The sequence below is a fragment of the Polaribacter sp. HaHaR_3_91 genome (assembly GCF_019278525.1).
Taxonomy (GTDB): domain Bacteria; phylum Bacteroidota; class Bacteroidia; order Flavobacteriales; family Flavobacteriaceae; genus Polaribacter.
The window spans coordinates 953870-976106 of sequence record NZ_CP058986.1 but is presented as its reverse complement, the minus strand read 5'-3'; the positions used below and the strand labels follow the sequence as shown (position 1 = coordinate 976106).

General features: G+C 30.2%; 18 protein-coding genes. 9 read left to right on the top strand and 9 right to left on the bottom strand.

Going from position 1 to position 22237, the window contains the following annotated elements:
* The first annotated feature begins 4 nt into the window (after positions 1-4).
* The 3 genes from H0I27_RS03890 to H0I27_RS03880 all read left to right on the top strand — a co-directional run bounded on the left by H0I27_RS03890 (position 5) and on the right by H0I27_RS03880 (position 6614).
* Positions 5-211 (top strand): hypothetical protein, encoded by a 207-nt coding sequence (locus H0I27_RS03890; RefSeq protein WP_218732591.1) that lies wholly within the window; start codon positions 5-7, stop codon positions 209-211.
* 740 nt (positions 212-951) lie between these two features.
* Positions 952-5661 carry a cadherin-like domain-containing protein gene (locus H0I27_RS03885; RefSeq protein ID WP_218732590.1) on the top strand — a complete coding sequence of 1570 codons (4710 nt, stop codon included), beginning with the start codon at positions 952-954 and terminating at the stop codon, positions 5659-5661.
* A complete protein-coding gene (locus H0I27_RS03880; protein WP_218732589.1) occupies positions 5658-6614 on the top strand; it encodes a type IX secretion system membrane protein PorP/SprF in 957 nt (318 codons plus the stop codon). Before H0I27_RS03885 ends, H0I27_RS03880 begins: the two co-directional genes overlap by 4 nt.
* Positions 6615-6765: 151 nt before the next feature.
* On the opposite strand, the gene H0I27_RS03875 is transcribed toward H0I27_RS03880, so the two are convergent.
* Genes H0I27_RS03875 through H0I27_RS03865 form a run of 3 tightly spaced genes read right to left on the bottom strand, consistent with a single transcriptional unit; the run spans position 6766 to position 10162 of the window.
* Positions 6766-8805, bottom strand: a complete 2040-nt coding sequence (locus H0I27_RS03875) for a dipeptidyl peptidase 3 (RefSeq protein WP_218732588.1) — start codon at positions 8803-8805, stop codon at positions 6766-6768.
* 38 nt (positions 8806-8843) lie between these two features.
* A complete protein-coding gene (locus H0I27_RS03870) occupies positions 8844-9605 on the bottom strand; it encodes a hypothetical protein (protein WP_218732587.1) in 762 nt (253 codons plus the stop codon).
* Complete coding sequence (locus H0I27_RS03865; RefSeq protein WP_218732586.1) at positions 9602-10162, bottom strand: DNA-3-methyladenine glycosylase I; 561 nt, start codon at positions 10160-10162, stop codon at positions 9602-9604. The genes H0I27_RS03870 and H0I27_RS03865 overlap by 4 nt, the downstream gene beginning before the upstream one ends.
* Positions 10163-10260: 98 nt before the next feature.
* On the opposite strand from H0I27_RS03865, the gene H0I27_RS03860 reads away from it, so the two are divergent.
* Positions 10261-10692: a DUF6146 family protein gene (locus H0I27_RS03860; protein WP_218732585.1), complete on the top strand. Its 432-nt coding sequence runs from the start codon at positions 10261-10263 to the stop codon at positions 10690-10692.
* On the opposite strand, the gene H0I27_RS03855 is transcribed toward H0I27_RS03860, so the two are convergent.
* Positions 10685-11179, bottom strand: a complete 495-nt coding sequence (locus tag H0I27_RS03855; RefSeq protein WP_218732584.1) for a dihydrofolate reductase — start codon at positions 11177-11179, stop codon at positions 10685-10687. The genes H0I27_RS03860 and H0I27_RS03855 overlap by 8 nt on opposite strands.
* A 302-nt stretch (positions 11180-11481) precedes the next feature.
* Here H0I27_RS03855 and H0I27_RS03850 point away from each other — a divergent pair, with 302 nt between their 5' ends.
* Entirely contained in the window at positions 11482-11778 is a 297-nt protein-coding gene (locus H0I27_RS03850) for an isoamylase early set domain-containing protein (protein WP_218733771.1), read from the top strand.
* Between the two features lie 85 nt (positions 11779-11863).
* On the opposite strand, the gene H0I27_RS03845 is transcribed toward H0I27_RS03850, so the two are convergent.
* From H0I27_RS03845 to H0I27_RS03825, 5 genes are all read right to left on the bottom strand, one after another.
* On the bottom strand, positions 11864-12688 hold the full coding sequence (locus H0I27_RS03845; protein WP_218732583.1) for a thymidylate synthase: 825 nt from the start codon (positions 12686-12688) through the stop codon (positions 11864-11866).
* Between the two features lie 165 nt (positions 12689-12853).
* Positions 12854-14299: a NupC/NupG family nucleoside CNT transporter gene (locus H0I27_RS03840; RefSeq protein ID WP_218732582.1), complete on the bottom strand. Its 1446-nt coding sequence runs from the start codon at positions 14297-14299 to the stop codon at positions 12854-12856.
* 17 nt (positions 14300-14316) lie between these two features.
* The gene (locus H0I27_RS03835) at positions 14317-14928 is read right to left on the bottom strand and encodes a bifunctional nuclease family protein (protein WP_218732581.1); all 612 of its coding nucleotides are present in this window, start codon (positions 14926-14928) and stop codon (positions 14317-14319) included.
* Between the two features lie 389 nt (positions 14929-15317).
* Positions 15318-16274, bottom strand: a complete 957-nt coding sequence (locus H0I27_RS03830; RefSeq protein ID WP_218732580.1) for an electron transfer flavoprotein subunit alpha/FixB family protein — start codon at positions 16272-16274, stop codon at positions 15318-15320.
* A 107-nt stretch (positions 16275-16381) separates the two neighbouring features.
* Positions 16382-17128, bottom strand: a complete 747-nt coding sequence (locus H0I27_RS03825) for an electron transfer flavoprotein subunit beta/FixA family protein (protein WP_218732579.1) — start codon at positions 17126-17128, stop codon at positions 16382-16384.
* A gap of 196 nt (positions 17129-17324) precedes the next feature.
* On the opposite strand from H0I27_RS03825, the gene H0I27_RS17745 reads away from it, so the two are divergent.
* The 4 genes from H0I27_RS17745 to H0I27_RS03810 all read left to right on the top strand — a co-directional run bounded on the left by H0I27_RS17745 (position 17325) and on the right by H0I27_RS03810 (position 22199).
* Positions 17325-17471: an acyltransferase family protein gene (locus tag H0I27_RS17745; RefSeq protein ID WP_368384475.1), complete on the top strand. Its 147-nt coding sequence runs from the start codon at positions 17325-17327 to the stop codon at positions 17469-17471.
* Positions 17459-18109 carry an acyltransferase family protein gene (locus H0I27_RS17740; protein ID WP_218733769.1) on the top strand — a complete coding sequence of 217 codons (651 nt, stop codon included), beginning with the start codon at positions 17459-17461 and terminating at the stop codon, positions 18107-18109. Before H0I27_RS17745 ends, H0I27_RS17740 begins: the two co-directional genes overlap by 13 nt.
* Positions 18110-18457: 348 nt before the next feature.
* Positions 18458-19438 (top strand): pyruvate dehydrogenase complex E1 component subunit beta, encoded by a 981-nt coding sequence (locus H0I27_RS03815; protein ID WP_218732578.1) that lies wholly within the window; start codon positions 18458-18460, stop codon positions 19436-19438.
* Positions 19439-19688: 250 nt separating this feature from the next.
* Positions 19689-22199 (top strand): DUF5686 family protein, encoded by a 2511-nt coding sequence (locus H0I27_RS03810; protein ID WP_218732577.1) that lies wholly within the window; start codon positions 19689-19691, stop codon positions 22197-22199.
* Positions 22200-22237 lie beyond the last annotated feature (38 nt).

Genomic DNA, 22237 nt, shown 5'->3' with positions numbered 1-22237 from the left:
AATTATGTTTTTAAGTGCTTATTTTACAACAGGAAGAATTATTTTTATGACTTTATTTTTCATTTCTTTTGTAGCTCTAATGATTTACAGTTATAGAAAAGACATAAAAAACCACGAACGTTATTATAAAGGAACGGGTAAAAAAGTACTTATTTACGGCGCAATTGTTATTGCTGTTTTTGTAGCCATCAGAATACTATGGGGTCAATAAGCTAATTTACAAGCGCTTAACTATCTTTTAAATCAAAATTAAAGGTTGTTATTCATAATAATTTTATAATTTTGCAAAATTAAAAATTAAAAGTAGCTTGTGTTTAAAATATTTTTAGCTACATTTATCAATATATTATTAGAAATACATAATCATTTAATCCCCCAAAAAAATGATACCCTTAAATACAAACAAATACAAGCTACTTGTATTCCTCATGTTTCCTTATCAGTTTGCTACTGCAACTTCTGTAGGCACAGCAGTTAATTACGTCATTAAAACAATCGCTACATTAAAAATTAACAAGCTAGACATCCTTATTAATCACATAGGTCCAAATGAAAATCCTCAATTGTTTACTAGTTTTTATTCGAGTTACCCTATTTGTTATAATCCAACAAACACTTATACTAATAATTAATAGAAATATTATAATCATTTAATTCCCCCAAAAATGATATCTACTAAAAAAAACAAATACAGTACATTTATATTATATGTAGTATCCCTTTTACTACTATTTATATTATTTTATTTCTTATTCAATCAGTTTGCTCTAGCAGGCCCTGAATCAAATAAGGATAATACTTCTGCCCAAAATAATACTACCTTAAAGATAAAATCTTTGAGCTTATATGTTAATATAACAGATTTAGGTATAAATTATTCCTCACTCAAAACCGCATAACTATCTAACAATATTTAAACTTTTTTATTAAAATCATTTAATCCCCCAAAAAATGATACCCCCTAAATACAATACGTATAAAATACTTATATTCTTTTTATTCTTCTATCAATTTACTTCTGCACAAACAGCACCTGTAGCAAAAGATGATAGTTATACCACTACATCTAATACAGAATTAAGGATTGATACTCCCGGTTTATTAAGTAACGACACTGATATAGATGACGATGATCTAGAGGTTACGTCGTTTACATTAGATAGTATCACATATGCTGCAGGAGACACAGCTAACTTAACCGATGGAGCAATTACTATAAATGCAAATGGTAGTTTTCTTTTTACACCTACTACTAATTATAATGATATTACTCTTGCTATTAACTATGTAATTTCTGATGGCACGTATACTGCTTCTGCTAACCTGAGCATTAAAGTTAACAATCTATATGCGCCCGACCCTAAAAATGACAATTACTCAACAGAAACAAACGCAACTCTTAATATTGATGCGCCTGGTATATTAAGTAATGACACAGATAAAGACGACAGTTTTTTATCCATTACAGAATTTAAAATAGATACTATAAGTTATAATGCAGGTGAAAAAGCAAATTTTACTGAAGGATCTATTACCATAAATGAAGATGGTAGTTTTTCTTTTATACCTGCCGCTAATTATAACAACAAAATTCCTACAATTAGCTATACCGTTTCAGACGGAGGTTTTACAAGTACCGCTAACTTAACTGTAAAAATTATTAACTTATACCCGCCAGATGCTAAGGATGATTATGATACAGCAAACATAAACACTACTTTAAATGTAGATACTCCTGGTGTACTCATAAATGACAGTGATCAAGATAACAACTCATTATCGATTATCAATTTTATCATAAACGGAACAACTTACACCACAGATCAAAAAGCTATTTTTGCAGGTGGTAGTATCTCTTTTAAACCAAATGGTAGCTATACTTTTACCCCCACTAAAAACTATACAGGGAATATTCCTGTAATTAAATATATTATTTCTGACGGAACTTTTACAGATTCAGCTAATTTATATTTAACAGTAGAACACATAACCGACTTATTAGAAATAAGCTCTATATCTAGCTGTAACCAAGGCTACACCGTAGATGGAGTATATAAGATAAAATATAGTTTAACGCTTAAAAATAAAAGTACTGCAAGAGATTACCATGCAGAAAACCTTATAAAAAACATAGATTTAACAAATGACTTAAACTCTATTTATGGCAATGGATGTGTAGAACAAATAGAAGGTGTTACGGTTAATACTACTGCTGTTCAAGATTTTGTAGACAACCCGTACCCTACCGAATTTAATACAGATGCTGTAAATAATGATTTTTTAAACGCTACATCAAACTCTCTTTTTAACAAAGATGCTATAGATAATTTTATTTTATACCCAAGGCAATCTATAAATATTGAATTTTGCGTAACGGTAAATCCTTTTTGTGGTGGTAGACCTACCCCTACTCCTTCTGGTTCTGGAATCGATTTTAATCATGTAGCAGAGGTAACTTCTACAATAGGAAACGACGCTAACAGTATTTTACTTGAAGATTTTCATACTACAGAAGCTATTTTGGCTGGAGGATTATATGTACCAGATTCAAGACCTAATGTAAATCCAGACGGAACTTTTGATTATAATAACAGAGTTATCTTAACAAATGAAGGTACTGCTACAGCTAATAATATTAACTATAACATGGGTTTAGGCGATTTCTTAAGCAATGGTATTGCTTTTAGAGAGCTTAAAGTTACTCAAGTTTCAGGGCCTAATGTAACTGTTAACAATTCTTATAACGGAGGAACAAACACAAAATTACTAATGCCAAATAATTCTCTTGAACCTGGAGAAACTGTAATTTTAGAAGTTTATTATTTAACAGAACCTTTCTCCTCCACTGGAATTAACAATTTTTATCAATTAAACCTTTCACAAACCCAAGGAGATTTAGACGGACTAGATGAGTCTACTTCATCTAACAACAAAAAATTCTCTTTTGTTAATTGGTCTGATGGCTTAGGAAATCATTTAGATAGATATTACCCAACAAATTCGTCTACAGCACCAGTAACATCTGCAATGCAATGCAGTTGCGCTTCTTCTAATATGGTATTATTATTTAGATCTGCCAATAATAATGAGAAAGCAATTTCAGAAGTTAATAAAATTCCTAATGGTATTTTAGAACATGATGAGGTTACCTTTCAACTTACCATCAAAAACAATAGTAACATTGTACAGTTAGAAAACTTAAATCTACAAGACGACTTAAATAAAATTTGTTCTGGTAACATTGTTTCTGTGACAACTCCTTTTATAGAGAACTCAACAGCAACAAAAGACCCAATTTTAAACCCTAATTACAACGGTACTTCAGATATTAATTTTTTTGATGGTACTTCTGGTATATTAATGCGAGGAGAAACAATTACTGTTCAGTTTACAGTGGTTTTTTATGAAGACTGTATTGGCAATAACACTTCTAAATTTACCGCAACAGATCCATTAAATAAAATTATAAGCTCATCTGATTTTGTAGCTGTTAATGCCACGACAGATTCTGATAATGATGGTATTTCTAACGCTGTTGATATTGATGATGATAACGACACCATCCTAGATGTTGATGAATACAATGGATTAAATCCTTTAGATGACCATGACAAAGATTTTATACCTAATTACAGAGATACCGATTTTGGTGCTGATGCGAATAACGATGGTATTGTCGATCTTTTTGATTTTGATAATGATGGGGCTCCTAATCACTTAGATTTAGATAGTGATAATGATGGAATTTTAGATATTGTAGAAGCAGGAAATAAGTCTGTAGATACAAACCGTAATGGTCGTACCAATAAACCAGTCGGTAAAAATGGACTTGATAACACTAAAGAAAATAATGATAATAGCAATGCCTCAATTAATTACACTATTCCGAATACAGACACCAATGGCAATCAAGACTTTATAGATATTGATGCTGATGGAGATGGTATTGTAGATAATATTGAAGGACAAACTACTGCTAATTACAAAGCACCAAATGGTGTTATTAATGCTTTAGGTATAGATACTGCATATCCAAACGGAATTACTCCAACAGACACAGATCTTGATGGTAAACCTGATTATATTGATTTAAATTCTGATAATGACATTCGTGATGATACTATTGAAGCTTGGGATTTAGATAATGATGGAATTGCAGAAACTACTCTACTAAATATAGACAGTGATAATGATGGTTTAGATGATGCTTATGACAATAATACTGCATTGGTAAACCCAACAAATAGTCAAGTTCCTACCGATTTCCCAAACAACGATGATCCTGACACATCAGAAAGAGACTGGAGAGAGATTATAGCCATTGTTGTACTTGTTGATAATGTATCTGTATTAGAAGGAGAAGATTTAGAATTCACAATCTTGTTAGTTAAAAAGACGGATCACTCAAAATTAATTCAAAGTGCATCACCGATTAACATTAGCTTTTCAACAATAGATGGTACCGAAACTACAGACACATACAATATAGCAATTGCTCCTTATGATTATAAACAAGTAAACTCTAAAACTTTAACAATAGATCCTTTTATAGATACAAATACGTTTACCGTAAATTCTTTTGATGACAATATTGATGAGCTAGATGAATTATTTACTTTAAAAGGTAACATAACTTCTAACAACACCATTAATACAGAAATAAATGGGATTGGTACTCTTTTAGATGATGAAGATGCACCGTCTATTACCATGAATAACTCTATAAGTAATGAAGGAGATGATTTAGAACATAAAGTTATTTTAAGCCGTCCATCTTCACGACCAATTTACATAGACATTCATACAACAGACGACACTGCAATTAGCCCAGAAGATTACCAAAGTTTTTATAAATCTTTAACCATTAATGGAACCACAGACCCTAATAATGCAAATACAGAAAGTTCTTTTAACATTCCTACTTTTATAGACAATATAAACGAATCAGATGAATTTATAAACGTTTTTGGTGTTGTAGCTTCTGCTCATATTGGCGCTCAAGATTTAACTAAAACAGGTACTATTTTAGACATAAACCCAGATCCTAAAGTTATAATAGATAATGTTACTGTTATTGAAGGGCGTACTTTAACTTTTACAGTCTCATTGGTAAATCCAGATACGGATGAACCAATGCAGAATTATTTACCGATCAACTTCAATTTAGAAACGGTTAATGAAACAGCAAGTGATTTAGAAGACTATAATCCGGAATTTACCATCGCTTATATACCTGCATTTGAAACATCTATTACTCAAGATGTAAAAACCATAGATGATACTATAAACGAAGATACAGAAACAATGCTATTAGAGGTAGAAATTACAACTACAGGTGTTTCTAACTACTCTTCAACAATTTATGGTGTTGGAACCATAAAGGACAATGATTACCCAAACCTTTTTTCGCCAAATGATGATGGAAAAAGTGATGTATTTGAAATCTCTGGAATTGAAGAGTATCCAAACTTTAGAATAACGATACTTGACCGTTGGGGAGGTCAAGTATTTGATTATAAAAACAACGGTAATGCAAATCCACTTTGGTGGGACGGTACCAACAACGGAAAACCAGTTACAGAAGGCATTTATTATTACTCTTTAGATTATAACGATGGTGTTACAAAACCTAAGAAAAGCTTTATCCAATTAATAAGATGATACAAAAAAGCCCCCAAAACAATTTAAAAATCACAGATAAAACGCTTTTTACATGTGTCTTAATTTTTCTTTTCTTTAGCACATTTAATTACGCACAACAGACACCACATTATACACAATACATGTATAATATGCAGGTAATAAATCCTGCGTTTGTTGGTTCTAGAGCAGATTTAAGCATCTCGTTATTATCCCGCCAGCAATGGGTTGGTGTAGAAGGAGCACCAGAAACCAAAACGTTTTCCATAAACGGAAGAACAGCAGCTGGTTTAGGTTTTGGTGCAACGGTTATAAACGATAAGTTAGGTTTAGCAAATAGTACTAATATAAATTTAGATGTCTCTTATACATTGCCTATATCTCGCTACGAAAGACTCTCTTTTGGTTTAAAAGGTGGCGTTACTTTTTTTAATAATAACTATGCAGGAGGTGTAACACCAGATAATGAAATATATGCTTCTACAGACGGAAGTTACCCCAATATTGGTTTTGGTGGATTGTATTATACTGAAGATTTTTTTATAGGATTATCCATTCCAAATATTTTAAAATCTAGACAATTTAAAACCTTAGAAAACCTTGATGAAAGCTTTGGAATAAGCAATCACAACTTCTTTTTAGCATCAGGATATATCTATGAGATGTCTGAAGAATTAAAATTTAAACCTTCAATGATTATAAAATACACGCCTAGTCTACCTGTTTCTATAGATCTAAATGCTAATTTTATTTATAAAGAAATAATTGAAGCAGGTTTATCTTACCGTTATAAAGAATCTATGAGTGCTCTGTTTGCTATAGTTATCAATAAAAAGTATAGAGTTGGGTACTCTTATGATAATAGACTTGCTAATTATGGAGAAAATCTAAGCTCTCATGAAATTATAATTAGTTTTGATTTAGATTTAAAAAGAAATACACGCTGGTTATTTCATAACCGTTGCTACTTTTAAAATATTCCTTTTAATTTTAGTCTGTTTATTATTTACCTAGAAATAATAAAATCAGTTCACAATTTGATAATCATAAAAAAACCGACTCTAAACAGAGTCGGTTTTTACATAAATTAATTTTAAAGATATTCCTTATCAGGAATAATTAATTTTAATTTTCCGTTTCTAAGAAGTTGTAATTTTTAGAGTAAAATAACATTTGCTCTTCAAAATCCTTAGGGTGTGTAACTTGTACATCTACAACCTTTCCACTTTCATCTACATCCGGAACCAAAACAGGGTTTACAAAACCATTATAAGGTGCAGATTTAAATTGCTCGTTTCTTTTTAAAACTTCTGCATGTAATTGTTGATCCACTTTAACACCATAGCGTTCTACCAAAGCTTTAGCAGCTTCAAAATCACCTTCAGATTTTATACGTTGTGCCTCTTTTAATAAACTTCCAAATATTTCTCTTAACTTATCGTAATCATTTATATTGAAGTACGTTTTACCATCTCTTACAACTTTCTCTATTACATTGTCCTTTTTACCTTGCTCAAAAGCCCAAGCTGAAACCCATTGCCTGTTTACCATATGGTCTTCTTCAATATCATCTCCTAAATTAATTCTCACCAATTGTGTCATTAATCCATTTCTAATATATCCATCATAAGCAGCCATCCCTAACTCCTTGTAATTATCTGTCAACCCTAATTCTTGCAATTTAACATCCATTAAGTAATACAAACCAACTAAATCTGCACGTCCTTCTTCCATTGTAGAAGCATAATTTTGAAGTGTTTCTTTTGGTTGCCCTATTCCTTCATTAATAACACCAGAGGCATGCCCAACAACTTCATGTAAAGAAGTATGTAGTTTATCTGCAATCTGACCGTATTTTTCTTCCAAACGAACTTCCTCTTCATCATTAGCAAATTCTTTTAAACGATCAGTTCCGCCTACATTGTTATACGCTCCAATAATGTTTCCTAAAGAAACAGATTTAGAACCATGTTGTTCACGAATCCAGTTGTTATTCGGTAAGTTTACACCAATTGGCGTACTTGGAGATGCATCTCCAGCCTCACCAGCAACATTTACCGTTTTATAAGAAACCCCAACTACATTTTCTTTTTTATGAGAAGGAGCTAAAGGAGCATTATCTTCAAACCACTGCGCATTATCAGATAAAACTTTCATTTTACGAGACATGTCAAAATCCTTAATCTGAACAATAGTTTCATAAGAACCTCTATATCCTTTTGGATCGTTATATACTTCTATAAAACCATTTATCCAATCGATATTTCCTTCTGTTGAAGTTGACCAAGCAACACAATACTGATCCCAAACATCTAAACTTCCTGTTTTGTAATATTCTATTAATAACTCTAACGTATGCGCTTGTTTATCGTTTTCTGCAACTCCTTTTGCTTTTTCTAACCAACCAATAACATTGTCTAATGCAGCACCATACATGCCTCCAGATTTCCAAACTTTTTCTACTAACTTACCATTTTCTCTTACTAGTTTAGAATTTAACCCCGCCTCAATTGGTTGCTCTTTAGATCCTTTATAAGCTGTTTTATAGAATTCAGCAACATCTTTGTCTGTAATATCTGGTCCATAAAAATTAATTGCTGATGACAAGATATTGTCAACTCCAGATTTCTTATTTACTTTTTTATTATCAGCATCATTAAACAAAATTTCAATTATTTCTGATGACAATTCTGTGTTTGAGTTTTTTAATAAATCCTCTGTAAAATATTCTTTTGTAAATGCTGGTTTTAATTTATCATTAGAATAATGATGATGAATTCCATTAGAAAACCAAACTCTTTTTAAGAAGGTTTTAAACGATTTAAAATTATCATTTTCTCTATCTCCCGTATAATTTTGGTTGATATTTTCTAACGCTTTTCTAATACTTAAATTATAGCGATAGTTTTGATCCCACATAATATCTCTACCAGACAAACCTGCTTGGGTTAAGTAGTAAACAAGTTCTTTTTCTTTTAAAGTAAGTTCTTCAAATCCTGGAATTTTATAACGCAATACTTTAATATCTCCAAATTGCTCTACAAAATGGTTAAATTCAGTAGCTACTTTTTCACTTTCTTTTTCGGTTTCTTTTTTTGGTTCCGAAGTACAAGAAGCCAATAATAAGGCAACTGAACAACCAAAAATCATCTGTTTTATATTCATTTTATTAAATTTATAATTGATGTATAAAGGTACAAATTTTAAGCGCGTATACTTCGTATATTTTTAAGTCTACTCCAAGTTATATTATGTCTTTGAGTATAAATTACAAAGCAACCAATATCTAATAAAAAGTAAAATAAACTAATACCACTTGGGGGATTATTACTTGGTAAAAACTCAAAAACCTCAAACCCAATACTTGGCCATCTCCAGCATCCAAACGCAGTACCACCAATTTCTAGAATTGCTACTAAAATATACATCGCATAGAAAAACAACCTATCCTTAGGCCTTTTCCAAAGTAATAGAAAAACACCTATTGTCATTACAAAACCAAAAACATCTGAAAAGAAAACAAGATATGTGGTTGCAAAAATGGCAATTACAATTGCAAAAAATTGCTCTATAGCTTTATTGTATTTTTTTACAACTGATGCCTTACTAAACATTAAAATTCTACCATACAAAGCGGCATGACCAATAGGTACATAAAACGGTACATTCTCTAACCTATAAGTATACATACTTAATGCTCTAGAAAAAAGATATTCTCCTGCAAAACCTAAAATTACAGCATAAATCATTAGTTCTTTTACTCTTGGAGTAGATCTAAAGTACATTTTAAAAAAACCAGCTAGCATTAAGATATTAATTAATAGCTGCGAGCTTGTTACGTTTTCTGCAAAATAAATACTATCAAAAAACAAGACGAAAACAAAAAAAATAAAGCGACCAATTTCTCTGTTAAAAGTAGAAATGATTTTTTTTAAATCATCTTTAGGTATTTCAAATACATTCATTCTTTTAAATATTTAAAACAATCTGTGGTGTGGTCATTTACCATACCAATAGCTTGCATATACGCATACACTACAGTAGATCCTACAAATTTAAAACCTCTCTTTTTTAAGTCTTTAGAAATTTTATCTGATAGTGCTGTTGTTGCCGGAACTTCCTCTCTTTTATCGAACTTATTAATAATTGACTTGTTATTAACGTAAGACCAAATAAATTTAGAAAAAGAACCAAATTCTTGTTGAATTTCTATAAATAATTGCGCATTTGTAATGGCACTTTTAATTTTTAGTTTATTTCTAATAATACCTGAATCTTTTAGCAAAGATTCATATTTACTTTCAGAGTAGGTTGCTATTTTTTTATAATCGAATTGATCAAAAGCAAGTCTAAAATTTTCTCTTTTATTTAAAATTGTAATCCAACTTAAACCCGCTTGAAAAGTTTCTAAGATTAGAAATTCAAATAAAATACGATCATCATAGACGGGTGTTCCCCACTCTTCATCATGATATTTTTTATACAAGTCACTGTCTGTTACCCAAAAGCATCTTTGTCTCATTCCTTTTTATTAAGGTTGAAAATTAATGTTAAATCAATTAAAAACCAATCTATTTTAGAATATTTTTCGGAACTTTACTATAAATAAAACAATTGATTATGAAACTATTAAAACAACTTCTTATCCTTTTTTCTTTTGGATTATTTGTGTACGCTTGTGGTTCATCACCAATAAAAAAAAATACAACTACAGAAGAAAAACCTGTTATTATTGCCAATGATAGTTTAGAGTATGAAGTAATTATTATAGACCCTGGTTTTAATGCATTTTTAGCTTCCGTAGCGAAACCAGAAGGTTATTATTCTCAAAACTACCTAGAGGCTAGAAATAAAACTTGGGTTTTAGAATGGAATAATAGAGCTAGAAACCCTATACAATTCAACGCTAATATCTATGAAAATATCGTTGACTACCAATCTACTACAGATTACGGTTACGACGTAAACTACAAATTATTTAATTACTTTTTATTTGCTCAACAAAAGTATAAAATGAATTTAGGGGGAGGTTTTTCTAGTAGAATTAGATAGTTTTCTTTGAGTATCTTACAAAACTAAAATCAAATTTATTTTTTTCGTCTGCTAAAAAATCTTCTCTTGCTGTTTCTTTCCAAATTTTTAAATCTATCTCCGGAAAAAAAACATCTGCTTCAAATTCATGATGCACCTGAGTAATATCTAACCTATCTACCAAGTCTTTCTCTATGCATTCTTTATAAATTTGTGCACCACCAATTATAAAAATATCATCTTTATTTTCTACCATTTCTATGGCTTCTTCAATACTATTGGCTATTAAACACCCTTCTTTAAAATAATTTTTATTTCGGGTAATTATAATAGTTGTTCTATTAGGTAAAGGTTTACCTATAGACTCAAAAGTATTTCTACCCATTAAAATGTGATGTCCGGTTGTAACCTTTTTAAACCGTTTTAAATCTGCCGGTAAATGCCAAATTAAATCATTATCCTTTCCTAAAGCATTATTTTTTGCAATTGCTGCTATAACTGTAATCATAGAATCCTAAAATTTTAACAAAATTAGAATATTTCTACCAAGATTTGACGTTTTAAGGGCACTTTAAATCAATATAGCATACTTACGAATACGTTTTCGAACTGAAAACACTGAAAATCAAGCAGAAACAAACATGCTTTATTTTATATAAACAATAATTTTAATTCCCTTTAATTTTGAATTATTAATAATTTATATAGCCATTTTACATAACTGATAATTCTTTTATTTTCTTACTAAATAATGATGTTTATAACCAAGTAGTTACATATTTTTACTTAAAATTTTTGAATAGAATAATTATGGCAATTAAAAAACAATTTTTGAAAAGCAAACCAGTTTGTAAAGTAACTTTTACTGTGCCTGCTGAGGAAGCTAAAAAAGTAGTGGTAGTAGGATGCTTTAATGAGTGGAATGAAAAATCGGCTCCTTTAAAGAAATTGAAAAATGGTTCTTTTAAAGGTACTTTAGATTTAGAATCGGGAAAATCTTATGAGTTTAAATACTTAATAGATGGTACATATACAAACGAACAAGAAGCAGATGGACTTGCTTGGAACGACTTTGCAGGAACAGAAAACAGCGTATTAAATTTATAATAAAAACGTTATTGATATAAAAAAAAAGAGCTTCCAATTAATTTTGAAAGCTCTTTTCTGTTTTATGATCAAGTAAGTTTAATTTCTAAACTGCAACTTTTCCTTTAATATGTGGGTGAGGATTATAATCTAACAGCTCAAAATCTTTGAAAGTAAAATCTTCAATATTTTTTATTGTTGGGTTTATTTTCATTTTTGGTAAAGGTCTAATATCTCTAGCCAACTGAACTTCAAATTGTTCTTTATGATTATTATAGATATGAGCATCTCCAAAAGTATGAATAAACTCGCCTGCCTCATAACCACAAACTTGTGCAATCATCATTGTAAATAATGCATAAGATGCAATATTAAAAGGTACTCCTAAAAAGATGTCTGCACTTCTTTGATATAGCTGACAAGATAACTTACCATCTGCTACATAAAATTGAAAAAAAGCATGGCAAGGAGGTAACGCTGCTTTGCCATTGGCTACATTTTCTGAAAAAGACACAGAAGTATCTGGTAATACAGAAGGATTCCAAGCAGAAACCAACATTCTTCTTGAGTTTGGATTGGTCTTTATAGACGTTATAACATCTTTTAACTGATCTACCTCATCACTATTCCAATTACGCCATTGATGTCCGTAAACAGGACCTAAATCTCCATTTTCATCAGCCCAATCATTCCAGATTCTTACGCCGTTTTCTTGTAAATATTTAATATTTGTATCGCCTTTTATAAACCAAAGCAATTCATAAATAATAGATTTTAAATGTAGTTTCTTAGTAGTAACCATTGGAAAACCTTCACTTAAATCAAAACGCATTTGGTATCCAAAGACACTTTTTGTTCCAGTACCTGTTCTATCTCCTTTTTCGTTTCCGTTTTCTAAAACGTGTTTTACTAAGTCGTGATATTGTTTCATTATAATGTGTAAGCGTTTAATTGTTTATTTGTGTAAACGTCAATAATAAACTTCTGTAAAAATAGAAAAAGCATCAATAATTTTTCTTGATGCTTTTTAAATATTGTATAAAAGTTATTAACGGATTGAAGATAACATTTTATGATTATCTGTGGCGATTCGCCACTATCCTATAATCATACCTGCAATTGTTGCAGACATTAAAGATGCAATAGTACCTCCTATTAAAGCTTTCATTCCAAACTCTGACAATACTTTACGTTGCCCAGGAGCTAAAGAACCAATACCTCCTATTTGTATTCCTATAGAAGCAAAGTTAGCAAAACCACATAACATATAAGTCGCCATAATTATAGACTTGTTAAAAGTTAAATGTGTAGCGCTTGTTGCATTTTTTAAATCTGCCAATTGTATATAACCAACAAACTCACTTGCGGCTAATTTAATACCTAATAACTGCCCCATTAACGCCATATCTTCCTGAGCAACACCAATAAGCCACATTAAAGGAGCAAATATATATCCTAAAATAAACTCTAAAGAAAGACCATCATAAAGAGTGTTTTGTGCTATAATATCGTTTAGAGAAGTAATTCTCCATTCTAGACTTAGATATTCAATTGTAAAACCATCAAAAGATGCAACAGCTCCTAAAATACCATTTAACATCGCAATGATAGCTACAAAAACTAGAAGCATTGCTCCTACATTTACTGCTAAACGAAGCCCTTCTGTGGTTCCATTAGCAATAGCGTCTAATATATTAGCACCTATTTTTTCTTGAGAAACAGAAACGTCAGAATTTACTTCTTCTGTTTGTGGATATAATATTTTTGAGATTACAATAGCACCCGGAGCCGCCATTACAGAAGCTGCTAATAAATGTTTAGCAAACACCAATTCTAACTCTTTATCTCCACCACCTAAAAAACCAATGTAAGCAGCCAACACAGCACCTGCAACAGTTGCCATACCACCAATCATTACCAATAGCATTTCCGACTTATTCATTTTCTCTAAATAAGCTTTTATTAAAAGTGGTGCTTCTGTTTGTCCTAAGAAGATATTACCCGCTACAGAAAGACTTTCCATACCAGAAATACCTAAAAACTTAGATAAAACAATAGCTAAAACTTTTACTACTTTTTGAATGATTCCTAAATAGAATAATAGAGATGTTAAGGCAGAAAAGAATATAATTGTTGGCAATACCTGAAAAGCAAATATGTAACCAAACTTATTCATATCGCCTACAATACCAGCAAATAAAAACTCACTTCCTGCTTTTGTATAAGCTAATATTTCTATAAAAATCCCTCCAACAAATTCGAAAATAGATTGAATAAATTCTACTTTTAAAACTCCAATAGCAATTATTAATTGTAAGAATAAACCAATACCTACTTTTTTCCAATCAATTGCTTTTTTGTTTGCACTAAACAAGAAAGCTATTATAATTAAAGAACACATACCTAAAACACCTCTCCATAAACTCTGAAAGGAAAAACCTTGACTAGGTACAATTTCTGTAATAGCAGAAACAGTTTCTGTACTTTGAGAGAAAACAGAAATTGACAACAAACAGAAAACAGCAATAAATATTTTTTTCATAATGTGTACGTATAATATTAAGAGCGTTTACTTATTTCGTCTCTAATTTTTGCAGCCAACTCATAGTTTTCATCGGAAACTGCATTATTTAATTGATCGTGAAGATCTTTTAAAGATACATCTGAAAAAGGTTCTTCTTTTTGAACAACTAAGTCTTCTAATTCTAACGAAATTTCGTCTGATTCTGAAGTATCTTCGATACCAAATTCTTCTTCTATTTTTAAAAAAATACCTGCTTTTTCTAAAATATTTTCATAAGTATATATTGGTGCTTGAAAACGAACTGCTATGGCAATTGCGTCTGAAGTTCTTGCGTCTATTATTTCTTCTACACCGTCTTTTTCGCAAACTAAGCTAGAAAAAAATACACCATCTACTAATTTATGGATAATTACCTCTTTTACTGTGACAGAAAAGCGGTCTGAAAATGTTTTAAAGAGATCATGTGTAAGTGGTCTTGGAGGTTTAATTTCTGTCTCTAAAGCTATGGCAATAGATTGTGCTTCGAAGGCTCCAATAATAATAGGTAAAGTTCTCGTTCCTTCCATCTCACTCAAAACCAATGCATAAGCACCACTCTGAGTTTGACTGTAAGAAATACCCTTTATAGTTAATTGTATTAAACTCATAAATTTATTTACGTAAAACTAAAAATATTTGTATTTTTTTTTGAGGTCATTTTCACAAACTTTTTAGAGGGCACAATTTAATAAAAATAATAGCTTAAAGCTGATATTTCTTAAAAAAGTGATATTTACTCTTGCGTGAAAGATTGTAGCAGTTGTTTGAGCTCTTTTTATTTTTCTTTTAAAAATAAAAAAGCGAGTGCGGAAAGCCTGACAAAATTATTTGGTTCTGGTAAATGTTTATAAAAAAAACTTATCAAAATTTTACTTCTGATAAGTTTCTAATAATACATTTTAAATAATTTTGGCACGCCCAAAAAGAATAAATTCTTTAATTAGATTCCTATTTTAAAAGAAACTCCCAAGCAATGCTTTCATTAACTTTTTAATAATTAAGATGCTTTAAAAGCTTTTAATTTTTCGATTAATTTTGGTACAACTTCAAAAGCATCACCAACAATACCATAATCTGCTGCTTTAAAAAACGGCGCTTCTGGGTCTGTGTTTATAACTACCTTTACTTTTGACGCGTTGATACCTGCTAAATGTTGGATTGCTCCAGAAATACCAATGGCAATATATAAATTAGATGCAACTGGCTTACCTGTTTGCCCTACATGTTCTGCATGTGGACGCCATCCTAAATCTGAAACTGGTTTAGAACATGCGGTTGCAGCTCCTAAAACTTCTGCCAACTCTTCTACCATGCCCCAGTTTTCTGGTCCTTTTAATCCTCTACCTGCAGAGACAACAATTTCTGCATCTGCAATAGTTACTTTACCAGTAACTCTTTCTATTTTTTCTGATTTAACTCCTGATTCTACTATTGTAGCTTCAAAAGTTTCTGTGCTTCCTGCAACTTCATTTTCATGAACGCCATAAGAATTTTTGGCAACTCCTATAACTTTATGCTCTGTAGAAATTACAGTATTTGAAAATGCTTTGTTAGAAAATGTTTTTCTTTTTACCGTAAACGGACTCTTACTTGATGGTACATCTACTACGTTAGAAACGCAACCTGCTTCTAAGTTTACTGCAACAATTGGCGCTAGATACAAACCATCTGTACTAGAATCTACAACTACAACAGTTGCACTTTGTGCTTTTGCAACTTCTGTAATTACAGCTGCATATTGTTTTGCATTAAAAGTTTGTAAAGCATCATTAGAAACTGAAACTACTTTCTCTGCTCCGTACGTATATAATTCTGATGAATCGCTTGCATTTATTGTGATTGCAACAACATTAGTACCTAATTGTTCTGCAACTTTTTTTCCATATGAAACTACTTCTAAAGCAGTTTTCTTAAATTTTCCTTCCGATGAATCGGCAAAAACTAAAACAGACATATATTTATTTTTTTAAATTGTGTAAAATGTGTAATTATTTAACTGTGTAATTGTTGGGTAATCGTTATAACAATTACACGATTCAACAATTCACCAATTACACCTCTTTATATTACTTTTGCTTCGTTATGCAATAAGCTAATTAACTCATCTACATTATCTGCATCTACTAATTTTACAGCTCCTTTTGCTGGTAGTTTTTCAAAAGATTGAATACTTGTTGATGCTTCATTACTAACTGGCTCTACCACTTCTAATGGTTTTTTACGTGCCATCATAATTCCACGCATGTTTGGTATGCGTAAATCTTTTTCTTCAACCACTCCTTTTTGTCCACCAATTACTAAAGGCAAGCTTGTTGATAAGGTTTCATTTCCTCCATCTATTTCTCTAGTTGCAGTAACAGAAGTACCGTCTACTTCTATACCAACACAACCATTTATAAAGTTAAAATCGGTTAAAGTAGCTAACATTCCAGGAACCATTTGACCATTATAGTCTGCAGATTCTTTTCCTGCCAATACTAAATCATATTCGCCATTTTTAACTACTGCGGCTAATTCTTTTGCTACTTGAAATCCGTCTGTTGGGTTTACATTTACACGTATTGCATTATCGGCTCCAATTGCTAAAGCTTTACGTAATGTAGGTTCTGTTTCTGGACCACCAACATTTACAATTGTAACAGAAGCACCTTGTTTTTCTTTAAACCACATGGCTCTTGTTAAACAAAATTCATCGTAAGGGTTAATAACAAACTGTACACCATTTGTATCAAATTTTGTATCGTTTTCTGTAAAATTAATCTTAGATGTGGTATCTGGAACATGACTAATACAAACCAATATTTTCATAAAATTCTATTTTTATACTTTTTATCTGCAACGAAAATACGTAATTTTTTAAAAAAATACTATGCATGCATAGTATTTTTTTAAATTATTTAACTTTTTCTCATTAAGAAGATACATTTATTTAATAAAATGTAAAAAAAGTATGCTCTTTACAGTTAAAACAAAATTAATAGTAAAATAAAATTTCAAAAAAAATATCAGCGCTCTAGTTTCAAATCAAAAAAGAATAAATTGGATTGACCAAATTAAAGGTTTTGGTATCATTCTAGTTGTTATCGGACATAATTTCCCTTTAATCGAGAATTATATTTATAGTTTTCATATGCCTTTATTTTTTTTTTAATTGCGAGCGTTTTTCATCCTAAGAAATCTTATTTCGAGATCGTTAAAAAAAGGGTTCAACAACTTTTAATCCCATATTTTCTATGGAGTTTTATGTTTTTTCTCTTTTGGTTATTTTTAGGCAGAAAATATGGAGAATCAGCAGCTTTAGAACTTTCTCCAGTTAAAAATTTTATGAGTGTTTTTTATGCTCAAGGAGACGTAGAATATATGAATTGGGGAATTCCAATGTGGTTTTTACCCTCCATTTTTTTAACTTTTCTTATTTTTTGGTTGATAAAAAAAATCATCCAAAACAAAAAAGTTAAATTCCTAATCATAATTATTAGTGTATTTATGGGTTTTTTAATTCCTAGATTCACAAACATAAAGCTCTTTTGGAGTTTAGACGTTTCTTTAATTTTTTACACCTTTGGTTACTACACTAAAAACTATTTGTTTTTTAATAATTGGAAAGGAGAGAAAATATCTCTTTTTATTTTAGGTATACTTCATTTAATTTTTTCTTTATTCCTTCTGCAAGAAGTAGACATGTATAGATTTAAATATGGAAATGAGTTTTTATTTATTATAAATGCACTTGTAGGAGTTCTCTTTTGGTGTAACTTTTATAAAGTTTTACCCATTTTTAAATTCTAATCCTTTTTCGGAAAAAACACCATACCAATTTTAGCAATGCAAGTAAGATCTTTGACTTTTATAAAACTAGTACTCTTTTTAACTATAGGACCTCGTGCTTTTAATTTTACCGAACTAGAAAAAATAATCTTAGTCCCTTTTAAACTATTATTAATGTATCCTCATACCCTTTTAGATTTATCTAATATAAAAGGTTTTGATTACACAAAAAGTCTTAGTATTTTTAATTAAAAAATAAATATTGATAAATGAAATTAATTCATATTATTATTTATTTATTTTTGACTAATTTTATTCTCATAAATGATTACTTTTGCAATAGAAATTACTAATTACAATTAATACTAGATGAAAACAGTTCAATTCAGAGAGGCTATATGTGAAGCCATGAGTGAAGAAATGCGCAGAGATGAAAGCATTTACTTAATGGGTGAAGAAGTAGCCGAATATAATGGTGCATACAAAGCATCTAAAGGTATGTTAGATGAGTTTGGTGCTAAACGTGTTATAGATACACCTATTGCAGAACTTGGTTTTGCCGGTGTTGCTGTTGGTTCTGCAATGAATGGTCTTAGACCAATTGTAGAATATATGACTTTTAACTTCTCTTTAGTTGGAATTGATCAAATTATAAATAACGCTGCCAAAATTAGACAAATGTCTGGTGGACAATTCAATTGTCCAATTGTTTTTAGAGGTCCAACAGGTTCTGCTGGTCAATTAGGAGCAACACACTCACAAGCATTTGAAAACTGGTTTGCAAATACACCTGGTTTAAAGGTTATAGTACCTTCTAATCCTTATGATGCAAAGGGTTTATTAAAAGCAGCTATTAGAGATGACGATCCGGTTATTTTTATGGAGTCTGAACAAATGTATGGTGATAAAATGGAAATCCCAGAAGGAGAATACATTATCCCTATTGGAGTTGCAGACATTAAAAGAGCAGGAACAGATGTAACAATCGTTTCTTTTGGAAAAATTATTAAAGAAGCTTATAAAGCTGCTGACGAATTAGCAAAAGAAAATATTTCTTGTGAAATTATTGATTTAAGAACAGTACGTCCAATGGATCATGCTGCTATTTTAACATCAGTAAAAAAGACAAATAGATTAGTTATTTTAGAAGAATCTTGGCCATTTGCTAGTATTTCTACAGAAATAACTTATAGAATACAAGATGAAGCGTTTGATTATTTAGATGCTCCTATTAAAAGAATTACTACTGCAGATACTCCTGCTCCTTATTCTCCTGTTTTATTTGAGAAATGGATACCAAATTATAACGATGTTATAAAAGCGGTAAAAGAAGTGATGTATAAAAAATAAAAAGAACTTCAATAAATTCTTAAAAAAGGCTAATAAATATATATTTTATTAGTCTTTTTTTTATTTGGATTAATTCAAAAAAACAACACTTCTACACTATCTAAAACTCACGTATTTTCTACTTTTAAATACGACCTCAATCAAAATATCTTTTTTTTAGTAAGGACGTAAATAACACACCGACTAGGAAATAATTAATTGACGATTACGTTATCTAATTCACAAAAAACAACAAGAATTATTCTTACTAATGAAAATAAAACTCGCTTTAATTTATACTCTATTATTTTCTATCTCTTTATTAGCTCAAACAAAAGTAAAGGGAATTATAACAGACGCAGACAACACACCTCTTCCTTATTGTAGTATACAATTTAAGGGCTCTATAGAAGGAACTACGAGTGATGAAAATGGTGGTTTTTATTTTGAATCTAAGGAAACTTGGAAAGAAATAGAAATATCTTTCATTGGCTATAAAACACTAATAGTACCTTTAGAAAACCGAATTAGCTATAACTTAAAAATTATACTTGAAGAAGAAACAGATGCTTTAGATGAAATTATAATAGCAACAGGAAAACAACCCAAAAAGAACAATCCTGCAATAGACATTCTTAGAAAAATTTGGGCTCAAAAACGTAAAAATGGTTTAAGTCACTTTAATCAATATACCTATAAAAAATACCAAAAGGTAGAATTTGATTTAAATACTATTGATGAAAAATTAAAAGAGAAAAAAATATTTAAAGGATTAGAATTTGTTTTTAAAGATGTAGACACCTCTAGCATAACCGGAAAAACTTTTTTACCTGTTTTTTTAAATGAAAACCTTACGCACGTATATGGAGACAATACTTTAAATAAAGAAAAAGAAGTTTTAATTGCAAACCAAAACTCTGGTTTTAGCAAAGACCAACAACTTATCGATTATGTAGATGACCTATATGCTGAATATGATATTTATGATAATTATTTAAAAATCTTCGATAAAAGCTTTGTAAGTCCATTGTCTAAAACAGGAATCAACAACTATAATTATGTTTTAGCAGACAGTTCTTTTATAGGTAAAAAATGGTGTTATAATATTATTTACTATCCTAGAAGACAAAACGAACTTACTTTTAAAGGTAATTTTTGGGTAAATGATTCCACATTTGCTGTTAAAGAAATTAATTTACAAGTAGTAAAAAATGCGAATATAAACTGGGTTAAAGATGTGTATATAGAGCAAGAGTTTGAATTGTTAAACGATTCTATTTTTGTTTTAAAAAGAGACTATTTATTATCTGATTTTGCACTTAGTAAAAAAGATAAATCAAGAGGAATCTATGGTAAAAAAACAACCATATATAAAGATTATGTTTTCAATAAACCACTAAAGGATGAACACTTTTATGATAAAAAAGTTTTTACGCCAAACACCGATTCCATATATAGTAAATCTAGAGAGTTTTGGGACAATAATAGATTAGAAGAACTCAACAAAAATGAAAAAGGTATTTACAAATTAATAGATACCTTAAAAACGGTTAAAAAGTTTAAGAATATAAACAAAGCTGTTCAGACTTCGTATTCTGGATACTTTGAAATTGAATCCTTAAACATAGATTATGGCCCTATTTTTTCTACTTTTGGTTATAATGATGTAGAAGGATTACGAGTAAGAGTTGGGGCAAGAACTTATAAATCTTCTAATGACTTATTTAGACTAGAAGCCTATACTGCTTATGGCTTAAAAGATGAAAATTTAAAATATGGATTTCAAGCAAAATGGCTTCTAAACAAAAAAAATAGATTTATAATTACGGGTGGAAAGAAAAATGATATAGAACAAATTGGAGCTACTTTAACTGCAAATACAGATGTTTTAGGTAGAAGCGATGGTTCTTCATCATTAATAAGCACTGGTACAAATGATAAACTAACAAACGTTAATATTACTACGCTAACAGGAGAAATAGAACCAGCACCAAATTTAATATTAAAGCTTTCTGCAAATTATAAAACATTAAGTTCAGCTTCAGATAGTTTTAGTTTAGATTATAATGATGTTAACGCTTCAGGTGGCATATCTTCTAATATAAGGCAATTAGAAACCGTATTTTCTATGGGCTATTATCCTAAACGAAAAATGTCTGGTTTTGGAGTACAGCGAGAGCCTGCAAATACAAACTACACAAAATACTTTACCCAAATAACAAGAGGAACTAAAGATATTTTTGGTAGTGATTTTGATTATACTAAAGTACAGCTTTCTGTATTTAAATTATGGGAAATTGGCGGTCTAGGAAGGTTAAAAACTTCCTTAGAAATGGGACAAACTTTCGGAGAAGTCCCTTTAGGCTTATTAAGTGTTGCTCCAGGAAATCAAACTTATTTTATGTTTAACAATACCTTTAACCTATTAAATTTCTACGAATTTGTAACAGATAAATATGCTTCTTTTCATTTAGAGCATAATTTTAATGGTAGAATTTTTTCTAGAATTCCGTTGTTAAAAAAGACAAAATTAAGAACTGTAATAGGTTTTAAAACCTTTTTAGGAGATATCTCTGACAAAAATGTTGCACTGAACACAACCGGCAATAGTTTTGAGATCCCCTTAACTGCTCCTTCTCAAGATCCGTATTATGAATACAGTGTTGGTGTTGCTAATATTTTTAAGGTATTACGAGTAGATTTTAACTTTAGAGGAAACTACTTTGATAATTCAGAAGCAAGAAAATTTGGAGTGACAGCAGGATTGATATTTAATTTTTAAAACAAGAAATTGAAGCATTTTAAGAACCAAATCGAAAT

Coding starts and splice junctions, on each gene's coding strand:
- H0I27_RS03890 (WP_218732591.1), top strand. CDS start 5: ATGTTTTTAAGTGCTTATTTTACAACAGGAAGAATTATTTTTATGACT.
- H0I27_RS03885 (WP_218732590.1), top strand. CDS start 952: ATGATACCCCCTAAATACAATACGTATAAAATACTTATATTCTTTTTA.
- H0I27_RS03880 (WP_218732589.1), top strand. CDS start 5,658: ATGATACAAAAAAGCCCCCAAAACAATTTAAAAATCACAGATAAAACG.
- H0I27_RS03875 (WP_218732588.1), bottom strand. CDS start 8,805: ATGAATATAAAACAGATGATTTTTGGTTGTTCAGTTGCCTTATTATTG.
- H0I27_RS03870 (WP_218732587.1), bottom strand. CDS start 9,605: ATGAATGTATTTGAAATACCTAAAGATGATTTAAAAAAAATCATTTCT.
- H0I27_RS03865 (WP_218732586.1), bottom strand. CDS start 10,162: ATGAGACAAAGATGCTTTTGGGTAACAGACAGTGACTTGTATAAAAAA.
- H0I27_RS03860 (WP_218732585.1), top strand. CDS start 10,261: ATGAAACTATTAAAACAACTTCTTATCCTTTTTTCTTTTGGATTATTT.
- H0I27_RS03855 (WP_218732584.1), bottom strand. CDS start 11,179: ATGATTACAGTTATAGCAGCAATTGCAAAAAATAATGCTTTAGGAAAG.
- H0I27_RS03850 (WP_218733771.1), top strand. CDS start 11,482: ATGGCAATTAAAAAACAATTTTTGAAAAGCAAACCAGTTTGTAAAGTA.
- H0I27_RS03845 (WP_218732583.1), bottom strand. CDS start 12,688: ATGAAACAATATCACGACTTAGTAAAACACGTTTTAGAAAACGGAAAC.
- H0I27_RS03840 (WP_218732582.1), bottom strand. CDS start 14,299: ATGAAAAAAATATTTATTGCTGTTTTCTGTTTGTTGTCAATTTCTGTT.
- H0I27_RS03835 (WP_218732581.1), bottom strand. CDS start 14,928: ATGAGTTTAATACAATTAACTATAAAGGGTATTTCTTACAGTCAAACT.
- H0I27_RS03830 (WP_218732580.1), bottom strand. CDS start 16,274: ATGTCTGTTTTAGTTTTTGCCGATTCATCGGAAGGAAAATTTAAGAAA.
- H0I27_RS03825 (WP_218732579.1), bottom strand. CDS start 17,128: ATGAAAATATTGGTTTGTATTAGTCATGTTCCAGATACCACATCTAAG.
- H0I27_RS03815 (WP_218732578.1), top strand. CDS start 18,458: ATGAAAACAGTTCAATTCAGAGAGGCTATATGTGAAGCCATGAGTGAA.
- H0I27_RS03810 (WP_218732577.1), top strand. CDS start 19,689: ATGAAAATAAAACTCGCTTTAATTTATACTCTATTATTTTCTATCTCT.